8 protein-coding genes are annotated in these 17,402 nt (G+C 69.0%); 4 read left to right on the top strand and 4 right to left on the bottom strand.

What is annotated here, in order from left to right:
- Positions 1 to 326: 326 nt before the first annotated feature.
- On the top strand, positions 327 to 1,619 hold the full coding sequence (locus BLR21_RS00525) for a jacalin-like lectin (RefSeq protein ID WP_090004401.1): 1,293 nt from the start codon (positions 327 to 329) through the stop codon (positions 1,617 to 1,619).
- A gap of 60 nt (positions 1,620 to 1,679) precedes the next feature.
- Here the strand turns inward: BLR21_RS00525 and BLR21_RS00520 are convergent, their stop codons facing one another.
- A complete protein-coding gene (locus tag BLR21_RS00520; protein ID WP_176929391.1) occupies positions 1,680 to 3,839 on the bottom strand; it encodes a glycosyl hydrolase family 95 catalytic domain-containing protein in 2,160 nt (719 codons plus the stop codon).
- A 184-nt stretch (positions 3,840 to 4,023) separates the two neighbouring features.
- Between BLR21_RS00520 and BLR21_RS00515 the strand changes: the two genes are divergently transcribed.
- Both BLR21_RS00515 and BLR21_RS00510 read left to right on the top strand, forming a co-directional pair.
- Complete coding sequence (locus BLR21_RS00515; protein ID WP_090003655.1) at positions 4,024 to 6,267, top strand: rhamnogalacturonan lyase; 2,244 nt, start codon at positions 4,024 to 4,026, stop codon at positions 6,265 to 6,267.
- A complete protein-coding gene (locus BLR21_RS00510) occupies positions 6,264 to 7,265 on the top strand; it encodes an SGNH/GDSL hydrolase family protein (protein WP_090003654.1) in 1,002 nt (333 codons plus the stop codon). The genes BLR21_RS00515 and BLR21_RS00510 overlap by 4 nt, the downstream gene beginning before the upstream one ends.
- A gap of 71 nt (positions 7,266 to 7,336) precedes the next feature.
- Here BLR21_RS00510 and BLR21_RS00505 read toward each other — a convergent pair whose 3' ends face one another.
- The 3 genes from BLR21_RS00505 to BLR21_RS00495 form a co-directional block, all read right to left on the bottom strand.
- Positions 7,337 to 9,100, bottom strand: a complete 1,764-nt coding sequence (locus BLR21_RS00505) for a rhamnogalacturonan lyase (protein ID WP_090003653.1) — start codon at positions 9,098 to 9,100, stop codon at positions 7,337 to 7,339.
- 126 nt (positions 9,101 to 9,226) lie between these two features.
- Positions 9,227 to 12,064: a glycoside hydrolase gene (locus tag BLR21_RS00500; RefSeq protein ID WP_176929390.1), complete on the bottom strand. Its 2,838-nt coding sequence runs from the start codon at positions 12,062 to 12,064 to the stop codon at positions 9,227 to 9,229.
- Position 12,065: 1 nt separating this feature from the next.
- A complete protein-coding gene (locus BLR21_RS00495; RefSeq protein WP_090003652.1) occupies positions 12,066 to 13,466 on the bottom strand; it encodes a BNR repeat-containing protein in 1,401 nt (466 codons plus the stop codon).
- A gap of 278 nt (positions 13,467 to 13,744) precedes the next feature.
- On the opposite strand from BLR21_RS00495, the gene BLR21_RS00490 reads away from it, so the two are divergent.
- Positions 13,745 to 17,395: a glycoside hydrolase family 2 TIM barrel-domain containing protein gene (locus BLR21_RS00490; RefSeq protein ID WP_256334349.1), complete on the top strand. Its 3,651-nt coding sequence runs from the start codon at positions 13,745 to 13,747 to the stop codon at positions 17,393 to 17,395.
- The last annotated feature ends 7 nt before the right edge of the window (positions 17,396 to 17,402 follow it).

Here is a 17,402-nt window from a genome sequence, read left to right as displayed (position 1 = left end):
CAGAATCCGGACACTAGCCAGCCGATCACCCGAGGACACCGCCGAGTGGCCCACCGCCGGAACCTGTCCGGTGCGGACACGCGGCTGACGTCGGGTTTGTCCTGCCGGACAACCTCTGCCACACCGTCGAAGGCGTCCGTCGAATCTTTCGCGAACGTCCGCCAGGCGGTTGACGGCCCCACTCCGCCGCCTCAGTATGTCAGCGCTCACATCATTTTCAGAACGCTTCTCTCTCGAAACTCCCTGCAAAATGAAAGTCGGCCTGCACCAATGCTGTTAACGCTCACTCGCGACGGCGCCGTCAATCAGAAGTGGACGCACAACTGATGATCAGACCCCTGCTCCTGATCCCCGTGGTGCTGGCAGCACTCACCACGCCGGCCCACGCTGCCACCGGTGGCAGCTTCGAGGTGCTGACCTACAACGTGGCGGGTCTGCCGGAGCCGCTGTCGTCCGGCGACCCCGCCGTGAACACTCCGTTGATCAGCCCGCGTCTAGCGCCGTATGACGTCGTCAACGTCCAGGAGGACTTCAACTACCACGCGGCCCTGTACGCGGGCGACAACCACGCCCATCGCACGCCCACTAGCGGTGGCGTCCCGTTCGGCAGCGGCCTGAACACGCTGTCGCACCGGCCGTACAGCGACCTCGAACGCACGAAGTGGTCGTCCTGCAACGGCACGGACTGCCTCACGCCCAAGGGGTTCACCTACAAGCGGATCACGCTGGCGGCCGGGGTGAGCGTCGACCTGTACAACCTGCACCCCAACGCGGGCGTCGAGACCGCCGACCTCGCGGCGCGCAGGTCGAACATCACCCAGCTCTCCCGGTACATCGCCGCGAACTCGGCGGGCAACGCGGTCATCGTCATGGGCGACACCAACACCCGCTACACCCGTGCCGACGACAACATCCGCGAGCTCGTCACCACCAACGACCTGACCGACGCGTGGGTCCAGCTCGAACGCGGTGGCCAGGCACCTGCGGCGGGCGCTCCGGCACTCGTGTGCGACCCGGCCGCGGTCACCGACTCCTGCGAGGTGGTCGACAAGATCCTCTACCGCGGCAACCGGCAGATCACCCTGACCGCGCGGGACTACCGCAACGACAACGCGGCCTTTCTCGACTCCCAGGGCAGGCCGCTGTCCGACCACTACCCGATCGCCACCCGGTTCGACTGGACGGCGGACGACAACATCCAGCTCAGTGCCGAAGCCGGCGGTCCGCACGGAAGCCCGTTCACCGACATCGCGGCGGTCGACCTGGGCGCCGTGCGCACGCTCACATTGCGCGGTGGCAGCAGGTTGGACCAGATCGCGGCCACGCTCACGAACGGCACGACGCTCACCCACGGCGGCTCCGGCGGCACGGCGACGTCGCTCACGCTCGAGCCGGGTGAACACTTCGTGTCCGCGAAACTGAGCCAGAGCAAGCACAACGGCCACACGCGGGTGTTCTCGGCCGCCTTCACCACCAGCCGGGGGCGCACGCTCTCGGCGGGGCAGCCGACCGGGGAGACGGTCACCGTCACCGCACCCGCGGGCTGGCGCATCGCCGGGTTCACCGGCCGGTCGGGCACCGAGATCGACCGGCTCGGCGCGATCTTCGTGCCCGCCTGACAGACCCGCGCGGTGTTTCGCACAAGACGGCCGCGCCCCCATGCGGGGCGCGGCCGTTCGTCACCGCGGGACGAGCTTCTCGCCGAGCATCAGCTGAACGTCCGGCCGAACCGTCACTTCCGCCGCATGGCCCTGGCACGTCACGACAACTGTCTTCGAAGCGTGCAGACCCCGTAACGCGACAGCCTGCAACTCCCCTCCGTCCCACCACAGGTCCACCACCACGCCGCCCCGCGCCCGCAGTCCGCGCACCACCCCGGTCGGCCACGCCGAAGGCAGCGCGGGCAGCAGGCGCAGCTCGCCGGTGTGGCTCTGCAGCAGCATCTCCGCGATCGCGGCGGTGGCGCCGAAGTTGCCGTCGATCTGGAACGGAGGGTGCGCACACAGCAGGTTGCGGTACACCCCTCCCCCGTGCGGGCTGCCGTCCGTCGCCTCCGTCAGCAACATCGACAGCAACGCGTGCGCGCGTTCGCCGTCACCGAGCCGGGCCCACAGCGCGGCTTTCCAGGCCAGCGACCAGCCCGTGCCCGCGTCTCCCCTGGCGACGAGCGCACGCCGTGCGGCCTCGGCCAGTTCCGGGGTGAGCACGGGATCGATCTGATCACCGGGGTAGAGACCGAACAGGTGCGACACGTGCCGATGGTCCGGCTCCGCGTCGGGCACCTCGTCGGCCCATTCCAGCAGCCCGCCGTGCGATCCGATCGGCGGTGGCGGAAGTTCGACCTCGCGCACCGCGTCCACCACGTCGTCGCGCAGCCCTAGCACCTCGGCGATCTCGACCAGACCGGCGAACAGGTCCGCCGTCAACGCCAGGTCCATCGTCGACCCGATGCCGGCCGCGACCGGCTCTCCCCCGGCCAGGTAGTGGTTCTCGGGTGACGTCGACGGCGCCGTCGTGAGCACGCCGTCGCGCGAGATCAGCCAGTGCAGGCAGAACTCGGCCGCTCCGCGCAGCACCGGCCACGCGTGGTCACGCAGCCAGTCGACGTCACCGGTGAAGGCGTAGTGGTCGCGGAGGTGCCGGCACAGCCACGCCGCGGCCATCGGCCAGTTCGCCCACGCCGGGTCGCCATCGCCGGCGCCGACCGGGGTGGTGAGGCACCACGGGTCGCTGTTGTGGTGCGCCACCCAGCCCGGCGCGCCGTAGAGCGCCTTCGCCGTCGCCGCACCGGGTCCGGCCAGCTGCGCGACGAACTCCAGCAGCGGCTCGTGGCACTCGGGCAGGGCGGTGACCTCGGCCGGCCAGTAGTTCATCTGCAGGTTGATGTTGAGCGTGTAGTTGCCGCGCCACGGCGGATCGGTGTGCGGATTCCAGATGCCCTGCAGGTTCGCGGGCAGCGTGCCCGGCCGGGAGCTCGTGATCAGCAGGTAGCGGCCGTACTGGAACAGCAACGCGGGCAACGCCCGGTCCGGCCGCGCGATCCGCTCGCCGGTCGGCAGGTCCGGCACCGGGCCCAGCTGGAGGCTCACCCGGTCGAACAACGTCCGGTGGGCCTGGACGGCCTGGTCGAGGAACGTCGGCCAGCCCAGCCCGCGCGCCTGTTCGACCCGCTCGACCGCCACGCGGGAGCATTCGGCGGGATCGTCCACCGGCGCGGTGCCAGGCCCGCGGTAGCCGGCCTCCGTGGTGACGTAGACCGTGTCGCCGTCCACCGCCACGACCGCCGCCCAGGCCATTCCGGACGGCACCACGCCCCGCACGCCGACGATCCCGCCGGACGCGGTGAAGTGCTCGCCGGGCAACGACCCGCTCAGCACCGGACTCACGGCGGCACCGGTCACCCGCAGTGCCAGGACGTGCAGGCCCGCGTGGCACACGGCTTCCCGCCGCACCACCGTCTCCCCGGTCCGGTAGGAGACCGAGTACACGCCGGTGCGCAGGTCGAGCTCACGCCGGTAGGCCTCGGCCGGGCCGGGCCCACCGACGAGCGAGACGTCGGCCAGCGGCAGGTACTTCGCGGTGTCAGGGCCCTGGACGCGTCGCAACACCTCTTCCGCCGCACGAGGTGAGCCGGCCAGCACGTGCGAACGGGCCTGCTCCATCAGACCTGGATCACCGGAGGGCGCCGGCAGCGGCGACCCTGTCCACAGCCGGTCGTCGTTGAGCTGCACCAGTTCGGTGCCGACGCCGCCGAAGCACATCGCGCCGAGCCTGCCGGTGCCCAGCGGCAACGCTTCCTCCCACGCTTCGGCGGGGGCCTCGAACCACAGGCGGGTCACCGCGGCACCATCTCTGTGCGTGGACGGTTCGCGGAGGCGATGACGTCGATTCGACTCGTTCGACACCTCTTCCGTCGAACGGCGGGCTCGATTCGACAGGCGATCTGGAAAACGCTTTCCGTATTACGTAGCAACACATTCAGGCCCTTGCGTCAGGTGCTGGACAGGGTCCATCGTAGCCGTCGTGGATCTGCGACGAGGGGTTCTGCTGCCGTTGGTGTTCACAGCCGTCCTGGCCGGGCAACTGCCGGCGGCCGCGCACCCCACACCGGGTGAACACCGCGGGCTCGTCGCGGCCTCCGTCGAGGGTGGCGTGCACCTGAGCTGGCGCCTGCTGGGCCGGGAGGCCACCGGCGCGACCGCCACGGGCCTGTCGGGTCCGGATTTCGCGGTGTACCGGGACGGCAAGCGCATCGCGACCGTCACCGACAGCACCACGTACGTCGACACCGGCGCGGCACCTGGTGCGCGGTACCAGGTCGCTCCCGTACGACGCGGTGTCCCGCTGGGGCGCAGCAGGCCCGTGACGGCGTGGACGGGGTCCCACCACGACCTGCCGCTGCGCAAGCCCGCGGACGGCGTGACGCCGGCCGGTGAGCACTACACCTACTCCGCCAACGACGTCAGCGTCGGTGACGTGGACGGCGACGGCCAGTACGAGTACGTCGTCAAATGGGATCCCAGCAACTCCAAGGACGTCTCACAGGTCGGCTACACCGGGCCGGTGTACCTCGACACGTACCGCTTCGACGGCACGTTGCTGCACCGGATCGATCTCGGCGTGAACATCCGGGCGGGCGCGCACTACACCCAGTTCCTGTTCTACGACTTCGACGGTGACGGCCGCGCGGAGCTGATGACCAAGACCGCGCCGGGCACGCGTGACGGCCGCGAGCGGTTCATCACGATGCCGCGCGAGGACGTGCGCGCCGGGTACCGGCACACCGACGACTACCGGCTCAGCCCGGAGGGCTACCGCGACCACCTCGTCGGCGTGTTCCGCGGCTGGGACTCCCATCCCGAGGTGGTCGCCGGCCGGTGGCCCGCGACGCTGGAGCAGGCGTTCGGCATCGAGCAGCGGTACCCCTATCCGTTGTCCACAGAGGACGCAGCCGCGCTGGCCGACCACTTCATCGACGTGTACGCGCCGTCCCGCAGTGCCAACAACAAACTGCGCCAGTTCGCCGGGTTCGTCATCGACGGCCCGGAGTACCTGACCGTGTTCGACGGCGCCACGGGACGCGAGCTGCAGACCGTCCGCTACGAACCCGGCCGCACCGACGACGGGCTCCTGTGGGGCGACTACGCGATGTCCCGCATCGAACCGGGCAACCGCGTCGACCGGTTCCTGTCGGGAGTCGCCTACCTGGACGGCAAGCGCCCGTCCGCGATCTTCGCGCGCGGCTACTACACCCGTTCCACGGTAGCGACCTACGACTGGGACGGCAGGCGGCTCAAGAAGCGCTGGCTCGCCGACAGCGGCTGGGTGCCGATGACGAACCCGTTCCGCGACTCCCCGCACGGCCGCGACGGCACGAACCCCAGCCATGCCAAGCTCACCACGCAGGGCTCGCACTCGTTGAGCGTCGCCGACGTGGACGGCGACGGCAAGCAGGAGATCATCTACGGCGGCGCGACACTCGACGACGACGGCTCGTTGCTGTACAGCTCGGTCGGTGTGCTGCCACCGGGCAGCGTGGAACCGGGAGCCACGGTCCGGGTCGGGCACGGTGACGCCCTGCACGTCACCGACATCGACCCGAACCGTCCCGGCCTCGAGATCTTCATGGTCCACGAGGGCGCCCGCTCCGCCCCGTACGGCTACGCGATGCGCGACGCCCGCACCGGCGCGACGATCTACGGCGCCTACTCCGGAATGGACACCGGCCGCGGCATGATCGGCGACGTCCGCCCCGACGTGCCCGGCATCGAGACGTGGGCGTCCATGCCGAACGGCTCCGCGTCCGCAGGCCTCTGGAGCGCGGACGGCCGCCGGATCGACACCCGTTCTCCCGGAACGAACATGAGCATCCGCTGGGCCGGTGACCTGACCACCCAGATCGTGACCGGAGCCCAGGACGCGACACCGGCCGTCGAGGACTGGCGGCGCGGCACGCTGCTCACCGCCACCGGAACGCGCACCAACAACGGCACCAAGGGAAACCCGTCGCTCGTGGCCGACGTGTTCGGCGACTGGCGCGAGGAACTGGTCGTGCGCACGCAGGACAGCACCGCGCTGCGCTTCTACCTCAGCACCGAACCGACCAACCACAAGATGTACACGCTCATGCACGACCGCCAGTACCGCGTCGATGTCGCCCGTCAGCAGACCACCTACAACCAGCCGTCGTACCCGGGCTTCTACCTCGCCTCGGACGTCGACTGGTCGCGCGTTCCCCTGCCCTCGCACCGATTGGCCGGATCATGATCAAGGTACTTCTCGTCACGGTGGCGGTGCTCGTCAGCACCGCGGCCCCGCCGGCGTCCGCCGCCACCACGAGTTCGCCCACCGACCCGAACGTCAAGTACTTCGGCCGCTGGAACACGAGCTCGTCGAGCGCCTACGTCTCCGAATGGGCGGGCGCCTACCTCGTCGTCGGCTTCACCGGCCGCACGGTGAAGCTCAAGCAACGCCGCGCGATCGACTTCTTCGTGAGCATCGACGGCGGGCCCGACGTGTCCTATGTGAACCGAACCGGCACGGTGAACCTCACCCCGACACCACTGGCCGCGGGCAACCACACCCTCCGCGTCTCCTACCGCCCGATCGCGGGCTCCTACAGGGGCGACGCGGTGTACCAGGGCATCGAGATCGACACCGGCGCGCGCACGTTCACACCCGCCGTGCCCTCGAAGACCATCGAGTTCGTCGGCGACTCGATCACCGTCGGCCAGCGGTCGTCGAAGCAGGCGCTCACCGCGTACGGCTGGCTGACCGGCGAGAAGCTCAAGGCCGGCCACACGCAGATCGCGGTGGGCGGCGCTTGTCTGCACCCGGCGGCGGACGGGTGCCTGAGCATGCGGGAGGGCTTCCTGCGCACCGGCCTGGCACTGAACGCCCCCGCGTGGAACTTCGGCCGGTACCGGGCGAACGCCGTCGTGATCAACCTCGGCACGAACGACGTAGGCCACAGCGTCACCAAGGACCAGTTCCGCTCCTCCTACGTCACGCTTCTTCGGCGTGCGCGGGAGAAGTACCCGACAGCGGCGATCTTCGCCCTCGCCACGTTCCGCAAGCGGTACGTCCCGGAGACCCAGGCGGCGGTGAAGACGCTCACCGACGGCGGCGACCGCAACGTGCACTTCGTCGACACCCTGGGCTGGATCAACGAGGCCACCGACACTACGGACAACGTGCATCCCAACGACCAGGGCCACCGCAAGATCGCCGACCGGCTGGCACCGATCGTGGCAGCAAGAATCTAAAAGCAATTCACAGGAACCAAAAGAATTCGCGAACGGGGCGTCCCCGTTCGCGAATTCGGCATTCCGTCACATCAGGGCGAGGCGAAACTCGGGTGCGGCGGCTGGTTGTAGGCGGTGTTCTGCCACGCCACCGCCTCCCGGTACTGCCGGTTCTCCATCAGCGAGGCCCGCCGGATGGTCGTCGGCTCGGTGGTGGAGTAGATCCGCAACGCCCGGCTGTCCGAGGTCCGCCAGATGACCTCCTCGCGCCAGTCGCCGAGGATGTCCGCCTGCAACGCCGGCGTGGACTTGGTGCCGTTGTTGGAGGCCACGCCCGAACCGGTGAGCAGCCGCGTGTCGCCGTTGGGGCCGTACTTGTCGATGGTGGTGCCGTTGAGCAGCTCGCGCTGCGCGTCACCGTCCCACCAGATCACGAAGTTGGTCGACCCCGGTTTCCGCGCGGCGACCTGGGCGCCCGTGGTGGCACTGCGCAGACCTCCGACGGACGAGGACCACGCCTCCGCGCCGGGGTTGCCCGCCCAGACGTCCGCGGCGACCGCACGGCCGTTGTCGCAGCCGCACGACGGCGCGCTCCAGATGATCTGGCCGGTGCGCGCGTCACCCATCCAGTGCGTGACCTCGGTCTTCCACTCCGACGGCTTGAAGACCTCCAGTCCCGGCCTTCCCGGGATGAAGTCGCCGACGTGCAGGGCGTCGCCGTGGTGGGTGTTGTTCTGCCACAGGCCGCGGCCGTTGTCGTCGATGGTCATCGAGCCGTAGACGACCTCGTCGCGGCCGTCGGCGTCCACGTCGGCGATCGAGAGGTTGTGGTTTCCCTTGCCCTCCCAGGCCGAGCGGTTCGACTGGGACGCCGAGTCGAACGTCCAGCGCCGGGTCAGTTGGCCGCCCCGGAAGTCCCATGCCGAGATCACGCTGCGGGTGTAGTACCCGCGGGCCATCACGATGCTCGGCCGCGCGCCGTCCAGATACGCGGTGGCGGCCAGGAAGCGGTCGACCCGGTTGCCGTAGTTGTCACCCCACGACGAGACGTTTCCGCGTGGTGGCACGTAGTTCTCGGTGTCGAGCACCGCGCCGTCCGTGCCGCGGAACACCGAGAGGAACTCCGGCCCGGTCAGGATGTAACCGCTGCTGTTGCGGTGGTCGGCGTTCGCGTTGCCGATCACCTGACCAGTTCCCGACCGCGTGCCGTCCGCGGTCTTCACGGCGATCTCGGCCCTGCCGTCACCGTCGTAGTCGAAGACCTGGAACTGCGTGTAGTGCGCGCCCGCCCGGATGTTGCGGCCGAGATCGATCCGCCACAACCGGGTGCCGCTCAGCTTGTACGCGTCCAGGTAGACGTTGCCCGTGCGACCCGCCTGCGAGTTGTCCTTGGCGTCAGCGGGATCCCACTTCAGGACGATCTCGTACTCGCCGTCGCCGTCGAGGTCGCCGACCGACGCGTCGTTCGCCACATAGCCCGAGCCCGGACTCTGGATCGGAACGTCCCTGCTCGTCGCCAGGGTGCCCACGGAACGCGTGGCCGCCGCCGATTCCACGCCTCCGCTCACCTGACGAACCGAGTACGACGCCGTCGCGGGCGCACCCGCGTCGAGATAGCTCGTCGCCGTCGTCACCGGCGCGCGGTTGACCTTCACCCCGTCGCGGTAGACGTTGAACGCCACATCGGTGGCGTCGGAACCGAGCAGCCGCCACGACACGAAGTTGCCGTCGCCGCGCACCGACCGGATGCTGACCAGTCCGCGGTCGGCCGCACCCGCCGGTTCGGCCGCGACCGCCGGAACGCCGCTCGCGACGAGTATCGCCGCGAGCAGCGCCGACATCGTTGTCCGCCTCATTGTCGATCACCCTCCTGACACCGAACAATTGTTCCTTCGCAGAATTGAAACGTTTCACTGCGAGAAACAGTAGCGTCGAACAGGTCGAATGCGCGGAGGGTAATTTCTTCGACCTGAATTCGACGCTCACAAAGCAGGTGCCTTCGCCAAAACCTCGATCTCGCCGAGGGTGAGGTATCCGGACGGACGCGCGGTGAGGACGACTCGCACGGCGGTCGCCGGCGGCGAGGGGTTCAGCACGACCTCTGTCCGCAGCGCGGTGACTTCGACGTCGCCGCTCGCGTCGACCCACGTGCCCTCGGCCGTGCGCAGCTGGACCTTGAGGCTCTGGGCGATGCCGCCCTCACCGTCGCGATGCGAATGCACGGCCACGCGCGTGAGATCACGGGTTCCGGGCAGGGTGAAGGTGATCGTGTCGGACGGGTTCTTGGTGCCGGACCTCCAGTTCGACCACGCCTTCTCCTCCGTGACGCCGTTGCGCAGCCGTTCCGCCGAGTAGCCGGACTCGGTGTAGGTCGCCGCGACAGCCGCGTCCAGCGCCGCGTTCACCTCCACGGGCTCGGTCACCTGCACCACCGCGGTAGCGGCGACCGTGCTGCCGTCGACGACCTGGGCACGCCCGGTCACCGTCACCGTCCCGACGTGGTCGAACACCGCGCTGTCCCACACGACGGGGAGTTCGGCCCTGCCGCCACGCTTGCCGATGCCCGTGACGGTGGCCGGCAACTCGGGCCGTCCGCCGACGTAGGTCTTCGCGCGAGCCGGCAGTGTCGTGGCGATCGTGTCGACGGTGACCACGGCCAGTGCGGGCAGTTTGCGCCCGAGCACGTCCGTCGCCGTGCCGTGGACTCGCACGGTGCCGGGTTGCTGCCAGCGCCAGTCCGGCGGGAGGTTCCAGACCACGGGCAGAGCACCTCGCGCTCCGTCCGGGTACACCGGCGTCACGGTCTGCGGCAGCACGGGCCGAAGCTTGGGAACCGTGAACACAGCGGTGTCCTGAACCCGTTGCACGGTCTCGTCGACCGGGGTCCAGCGCTGGCTCGCGCCCGAGGTCGGGGTTTTCGCCGACACCGCCTCACCGGTCGCCTCGATCAGCATGCCGGTGGCAACGTTCACAAAAGTCCAGCTGCCGTCACCGGTCGTCGACATGATCCACTGAGCGGCGGTGCCCCTGGCCGACCGCAGCACGACGGCGTCACCCGATGCGGCCAGCCGGGTTCCGGTCACGGCGCTGACGATCTCGTACCGCTCGCGGTTTCCGTTGCCGTGTCCCAGTTTCCGCACCGCCCACAGCTGTCGGGCACTCGCGGTGTCGGTGGTCCGCAGGACCGCTTTCGCCCAGTCGTCGGACGGCTGCAGGGACCTCCCGCCCGTGGCGATCCGGTACACGTGACCGGGCTGGACGAGCGCGGCGTCACCGGACACCCCCGCCACACCGTCGACGAGGAACGTGGTGACCGACTTCGCCGGCACCGTGACCGTCGCCGACTTCCCGGCCACGCGCACGGGCTTGCCACGCACGAGGGCCCCGGACGCGTCGGTGACGACCGGCGTCACCTTCGCCAACGGCGAGACGAGCCCGAACCGCGAGAGGTCCAGCGTCACCGCACGGCCGGTGTTGCCGCTGTTCACGTGCACGACCGTCGCGTCCAGACCGGACCGCTTCACCGCGGCGACGCTCGACGGGTCGTCGGTCTTGACGAACCGGTCGCCCGGACGGACGAAGTGGGTGAAGTTGCGGATGGTGTGGAACTTGGTGTTGGTCCTGATCGGACAGGACTCCAGCGTGTCGTCCGCCGTGCAGTCGAACGGGATGTGGATGCTGCCCCAGTTCTTGCCGGCGGCGGTCTGCGGGATGGTGTCCTCGACCGGCTGCCAGAACACCCAGGCGGACGGTTCGAGCTCGCGGATGTCCTCGAGCATCCTGGTCGCCATGCCCAGACCGGGTTCCATGCTCGTGTAGTCCGTGGTGCCGTTGCCCCAGGTGCCCTCGACCTCGCTCATCCAGAGCTTCTCGCCGGCGCCCTTGGCGATGTCGCGGACGCTGGTGCGCTGGCCCGTGCCGTAGGTGTGCACGTTGAGCTGGTCGACCACGTCCCGCGCCGGGCCGTAGCCGTTCCAGTTGCGCACGAACGTGCCGGGGTTCGTCTCGTCCATCGCGGACACCTTCACCCGCGACCGCAACTCGTCGAGCGCGCGTCGGGTAGCGAGCAGAACCTCCTGCTGCAACTCGGGTCCGGCGTGCGCGCCCTCCTGGCGTCCACCGGTCGGCTGGCCGTCCGGGCCGATCTGCGTGCCCCAGTAGTTCGTGTTGGGCTCGTTCAACGGCGCGAGCGTGTCGAACTTGATGCCGTGCGCGCGTTCCATCTCCTGGGTCACCCGCGCCAGGTACGTGGCGAAGTCCTCGACGCGGTCGCGGCGGATCTGGTCGGTGTTCGCGTCGAACCCGCCGGAGACGTAGCCGCTGACGGTCTGGAACCACGGCGGCGAGTTGCTGAACGCCTCCCACTTCGTGACCTCGCGCTTGATCTGGTCGATCCACCAGCGCTGGTTGGCGTCCGCGGCGAAGTCCCAGTGGTCCGGGTTGTCCGGCTGCCACCAGTCCACATCGGCGCGCGTGGTGCCAGGAGGGGCTTTCCAGAAGCCCTCCATCGTCGCGCCCTTCTTCATGTAATCCTTGCGGACGTCGGGCGCGTTGCCGCCGCCGATGTTGTACCGCGCGATGTTCAGGCGCAGTCCGTCCTCACCGAACAGCAGGTCGACGAGCTTGCGGCGGATGGGCTCCGGATAGCCCCCGGTGATGTTCGCGAACCACACCAGGCTGGTGCCCCAGCCCTCGAACTCCGGTTGCTGGTAGGACGGGTCGACGCGAACGGTAACCCCGTTCTGCGGCAACGGTTCCGCGGCTGCCGGCGTGGCGAGACCGGCGGTCAGTAGGACGAGAACCAGCAGAAGTCGCGCCATGTCAGGCCCCCAGCCGGAAGTCGGCGACGCGGATCGGCGACGGCGTGGTGCCGCTGGAGGTCTGCTGGTACTGCACCGACAGAATTCCCTGGGACGCGACGCGGGACGTGTCCACGTTCACCTCGCCGAACGCCCGCAGTGACGGGCGGTCGAACAACGTCGTCCAGTCCGTCCAGCCGCTGGCCTTGCTCGCCGCCACGATCCTCCCGCGTGGCAGCACCAGGTACGCGTTGTCGGCCCGGTCGAACACGATCTTCGTGCGCTGGGTGTGGTTCGGCGGGATCGGCACCTCCATCTTGGTCCACCTGCCGTCGGCTCCGCGGAAGACGTGGAAGGTGCGGCCGTACTGCGTGCGCTGCTGCGCGTAGTTCGACACGCACTGGGTGAACCGGCCGGGTACATAGCTGATCACGACGTGCGGCCGGCCCTGCGCGTCCACGGCCTGGCTCTCCTGGTTCATCAGGCCGTGGTTCGGGTCGAGCGGATCCGCCACCAGACCGGGCGAGTTGACGCTCACCCGCGCGCCACCGGTCGTGCCCACCACGGTTCCGGCACCGTTGCGCCACGTCCGGCCGCGGTCGTCGCTGTAGACGTAGCCGGTGTCGTGGTTGGTCAGGCCGCCCGCGTTGCACAGCACGCCGGTGTTGCCTTCACGCCACGTAAAAGCGGCGTGCAACCGTCCACTTCGGTCATAGGTCAGGCCGTGCAGGTACATGTTGCGGGTCGTGGACACCACGCCGTTCGGGCCGGTGTACGAACCGGTCGCGGACGACCAGCCGCCGAGCTTGCGCCAGGTGCCGCCGGAGTACTCGGCCAGCTCGTTGACGCCGTTGCCGGAGCCACCGGTGCGGTAGCTGAACTGCAGCCTGCCCTCGGGTGTCACGACGAACTGCGGGTAGGTCATGGAACCGAGCTCGACGCCGCCGAGCGTGCGCTGCACAGCACCGAACGCGGCGGCGTTCCACTGCTGGGCGCCGGTCGCGAGGCCGGGCTGGGACCGGAAGTAGAACAATCGCGTGTTGTGCGTGTCCAACGCGACGTGGATCGTGTTGTCCTGCGGGGAGATTCCCAGCGAGATCACGTTGTGCGAGTCGTTGGCGCTGAGCCGGTGCGGCAGCACCACGCTCTCCCACCGCGTGCTGCCCACGGTTCGCCGCGCCACCACGGCGTTGCGGCTCGCGGTGTACCAGGTGGCGTACTGACGTCCTTGGTAGGTCAGGATCGCGTCCTGCTGGAACGAGTTGTTGTTCACCACCCCGTCGTAGGACACGAAGTACAGCGCCGAAGGATCAAGCAGTGTGTCGGCCACGAGGCTCACCGACGGTGCCGCCGCGGGCGCACCCGCCGCGGTTCCGGACGACGCCAGCAGCACCGTCACCAAGCTCAGAACGATCCTCTTCACGGTTCCCCCGGCTGGTCGCGGTTCGGCATGTTCCACGGAGCGTGAGGTCGAACAAAATCGAACGCAAGCGTCGAGTTGTTCGATAACAGTGGACGCCCTGTGAACGGCACGGACCTCGTGGCCTCTTGTCGCCCCTCCGCCCCGGCTGTTCACTTGTGTTCAGTTCTGTCTGAACATGGAGGTTCAGCGTGCGGCGCGCGATTGTTCTTGCCACGGTGCTGTTAGTTGCGGTTGGTTCGACGACACCGGTCGCCTCCGCAGTCGATCCACCTCCGGACGTGCACACCTACCTGGAGGATCCGCGCAGGATCGCCGAGGGGCAGGAGCCGCACCACGCGTTGCTGCTCCCGCAGGCGGATGTCGCCTCGGCCGTTCGCGGCGACGAGCGCACCCCGTTCACGCAGTCGCTGGACGGCAGATGGCGGATCTCCATGGCGGACAGGCCCGCCGACGTTCCGGCGCGGTTCTACGCCGACGACCACGACACGTCCGGCTGGCGCACCGTGACCGTGCCGCACACCTGGCAGACCGACGGCCTGGACCACCCGATCTTCCGCAACATCGCCACCGAGGTGCAGCCGGACGACCCGCCCCGCGTGCCCCGCGACGTGAACCCGACCGGTGCTTACGTCCGCGACTTCGACGTGCCGGCCGACTGGACGAAGCGCGCCACGTTCGTGCGCTTCGAGGGCGTGACGTCCGGCTACTTCGTGTGGGTCAACGGCACCTACATCGGCTACGACCAGGGCGGCTACACCCCGGCCGAGTTCGACATCTCCTCCGCGCTGCGGCCCGGCCACAACAAGATCGCCGTCCAGGTGCACCGCTGGAGCGCCGGTTCCTACCTCGAGGACTACGACCAGTGGCGGTACTCGGGCATCTTCCGCTCGGTGTCGCTGTACTCGACGCCCGCCACGTTCATCCAGGACGTCACCCTCAAGACCGACCTCGACGCCACCTACACCGACGCGACCCTCACCGCGGACGTCGAGCTCGGCCACAAACCCGGCGGCACCACCGGGACGCACCGCGTCACCGCCAGCCTGCGTGACTCCCGTGGAGCCGAAGTCGGTTCGGCGAGCCAGGAAACCGACGGCAGCACCGCCCGTCTCACCCTGCCGGTGCGCAACCCGGCCAAGTGGACCGACGAGACGCCGAACCTCTACACCGTCGTGCTGACGCTGACCGCGCCCGACGGCAGGATCACGCACATCACCAGTGACACCACCGGTTTCCGCGAGATCGAGATCCGGGACAGGACGCTGCTGATCAACGGCAAGCGCGTGCTGTTCAAGGGCGTCAACCGCGCGGAGACAAACCCGGACCACGGCCGGCACATTCCCCGTGCGGCGCAGGAACGCGACGTGGCGCTGATGGAGCAGCTCAACGTCAACGCCGTGCGCACCTCGCACTACCCGAGCGACCCGTACTTCTACGACCTCGCCGACAAGCACGGCATCTGGATCGGCGACGAGGTCGACATCGAGACCCACAACCACGAGAACTGCGCCCGGTGGTGCCAGGCCAACCAGCCGGAGTGGCGCGACACGTTCCTGGACCGGCTGATCGGCATGGTCGAGCGGGACAAGAACCACCCGAGCGTCTTCCTGTGGGACACCGGCAACGAGGCGGGGCTCGGCGCGCACCACTTCGAGATGGCGAAGTGGCTCAAGGCCAACGACCCCAGCAGGCCGATCTACCACCAGTCCAACAACCCCGACGGTGACGCGCCGTTCGCCGACATCTGGGGACCGCGTTACCCCTCGCCCGAGCGGTTCGCCGAGCAGGCGAAGAGCACGACCAAGCCGCTGATCTTCGGCGAGTACGCCCACGCGATGGGCAACAGCCTGGGCAACTTCCGGGAGTTCTGGGACATCATCCGGGCCAACCCGCAGACCCAGGGCGGCTTCATCTGGGACTGGGCCGAGCAGAACATCAAGCAGAAGACCCGCATCGCACCGGACAGTTCCGGCAACGACATCACGGCTCTGCTGTCCGGTGCGCCCAAGCTCGTCGACGGTCACCGTGGCAAGGCGCTGTCGCTGTCCGGGCTCGACGACTTCGTCGAGGTCTACCGCGACCGTAAGCTCGACATCACCGGCACGGCGCTGACCCTCGACGCGTGGATCAAGCCCGGCAAGTGGACCGGCCAGTTCCCCGTCATCGCCAAAGGCGACCACCAGTGGACGCTCAAGATGAAGAACGAGACCACGCTCGAGTTCTTCATCCACAGCGGCACATGGCGCGCCGTGCAGGCGAAGGTGCCCGCCGACTTCTACGGCAAGTGGCACCGGGTCAGCGGTACCTACGACGGCACCGCGCTGCGGCTGTACATCGACGGCACCGAGGTCGGCACCCTGCCGTTCACCGGCGCGATCGACTACTCGGCAGCGGACGTGAACATCGGCCGCGACTTCGAGATGTCGTGGAACGACCCGTCGACCGTCGGCTGGATGGCTCGCGGTGAGGTCGACGACGTCCGCGTCTACGACCGGGCGTTGCCCGCAGCCGAACTCGGTGTCTCCTCCGCCCCGGCCGGCGGCGCCGTGCTGGCGCTCGACTTCGACAGCGTGCGGGAACGTGGCACGCACTTCGCGTACGGGTCGACGCTGTCCGGTGTGGACGGTCTGATCGGCACGGACCGCAAGCCCCAGCCGGAGACCACGCAGATGGCGTGGGCGCACCAGCCGATCCGGTTCGGCTACTCCGGCGGCGTGCTGTCGGTGACCAACGAACGCCAGTTCACCGGCACCGACGACCTCACCCTGCGCTGGCGCGTCACCGAAGGCTCGCGGGTGGTCAAGAGCGGTGAACAGCCGCTGCGGGTCGCCGCCGGATCGACCGCGACGATCTCGCTGCCGGTGCCGGTCAACGACGCCGACCGGGAACGGTTCCTGACCGTCGAAACGGTCACGTCGTCGGCGGCACCGCTGCTCCCGGCCGGGCACGTGCTCGCGCACGACCAGTTCACACTGGGCGGCAGCCGCGTTCCCGGTCTGGACAAGGCGCCGCTCGACTGGGCCGTCGTGTTCACCCACGAGGACGCCCAGAAGGTCACCGCCACGGCAGCAGGTGCGGCCTACACGGTGGACAAGAAGTCCGGTGCGCTGACATCCATGAAGTCGTGGGGCCGCGAGCTGCTCGCCAGCGGTCCGAAGCTCGACGCGTGGCGTGCGCCGATCAGCAACGAGACCTACACGTGGGGCCGTGCGGAAGGCGAGGACTGGCGCAAGGCAGGCCTGGACCGCCTCGAGACCACGGTGTCCGGTGTGCGCGTGGAGAAGGACGGGCACAAGACCACCCGCATCATCGTGGACAGCAAGGTGGCCGCGCCCGGTGTGAGCGGGGCGTGGTTCGACCAGACGATGGTCTACTCGGTGGACTCGGCCGGTGTGCTGCGACTCGGGCACCGGGTGACGCCGCAGGGCTCCATCCGGACGCTGCCGTACCTGCCGCGCATCGGCGTCCAGCTGTCCGTGCCCGACCGCTTCTCCGAGTTCTCCTGGTACGGCAGGAAGGCGGAGAGCTACGTCGACCGCAAGGACGGCACGCCGATCGGGGTGCACTCCACCTCCGTGGCCGACCAGTACGTCGAGTACCACCGCCCGCAGGACCACGGCAACCACACCGACACCCGGTGGGCGTTGCTCACCGACGGACGCACGTCCGGTCTGCTGGTGTCGGGTGCCCCCGAGGTCAGCGTGACGCAGTACGACGACATCGAGCGAGCCGCGTACCCGTTCATGTTGCAGCGCAACAAGGGGCATTTCACGCTGCACGCCGACCACGCCGTGACCGGTGTCGGCGACACGCCGAACCCGGTGCGGCAGCGCAGCCAGGTCCGGCCTGACAGCACCTACGAGTACACGATCACGATGCGGCCGCTGACCTCGCAGGAAGCCAGGTCCGGCCTTCCGGCGGGAGCCTGACCGGTGG

This window comes from Lentzea albidocapillata subsp. violacea (assembly GCF_900100275.1).
GTDB lineage: Bacteria > Actinomycetota > Actinomycetes > Mycobacteriales > Pseudonocardiaceae > Lentzea > Lentzea violacea.
The sequence above is the reverse complement of the archived record's forward strand: the minus strand, read 5'-3'. Positions and strand labels throughout refer to the sequence as shown.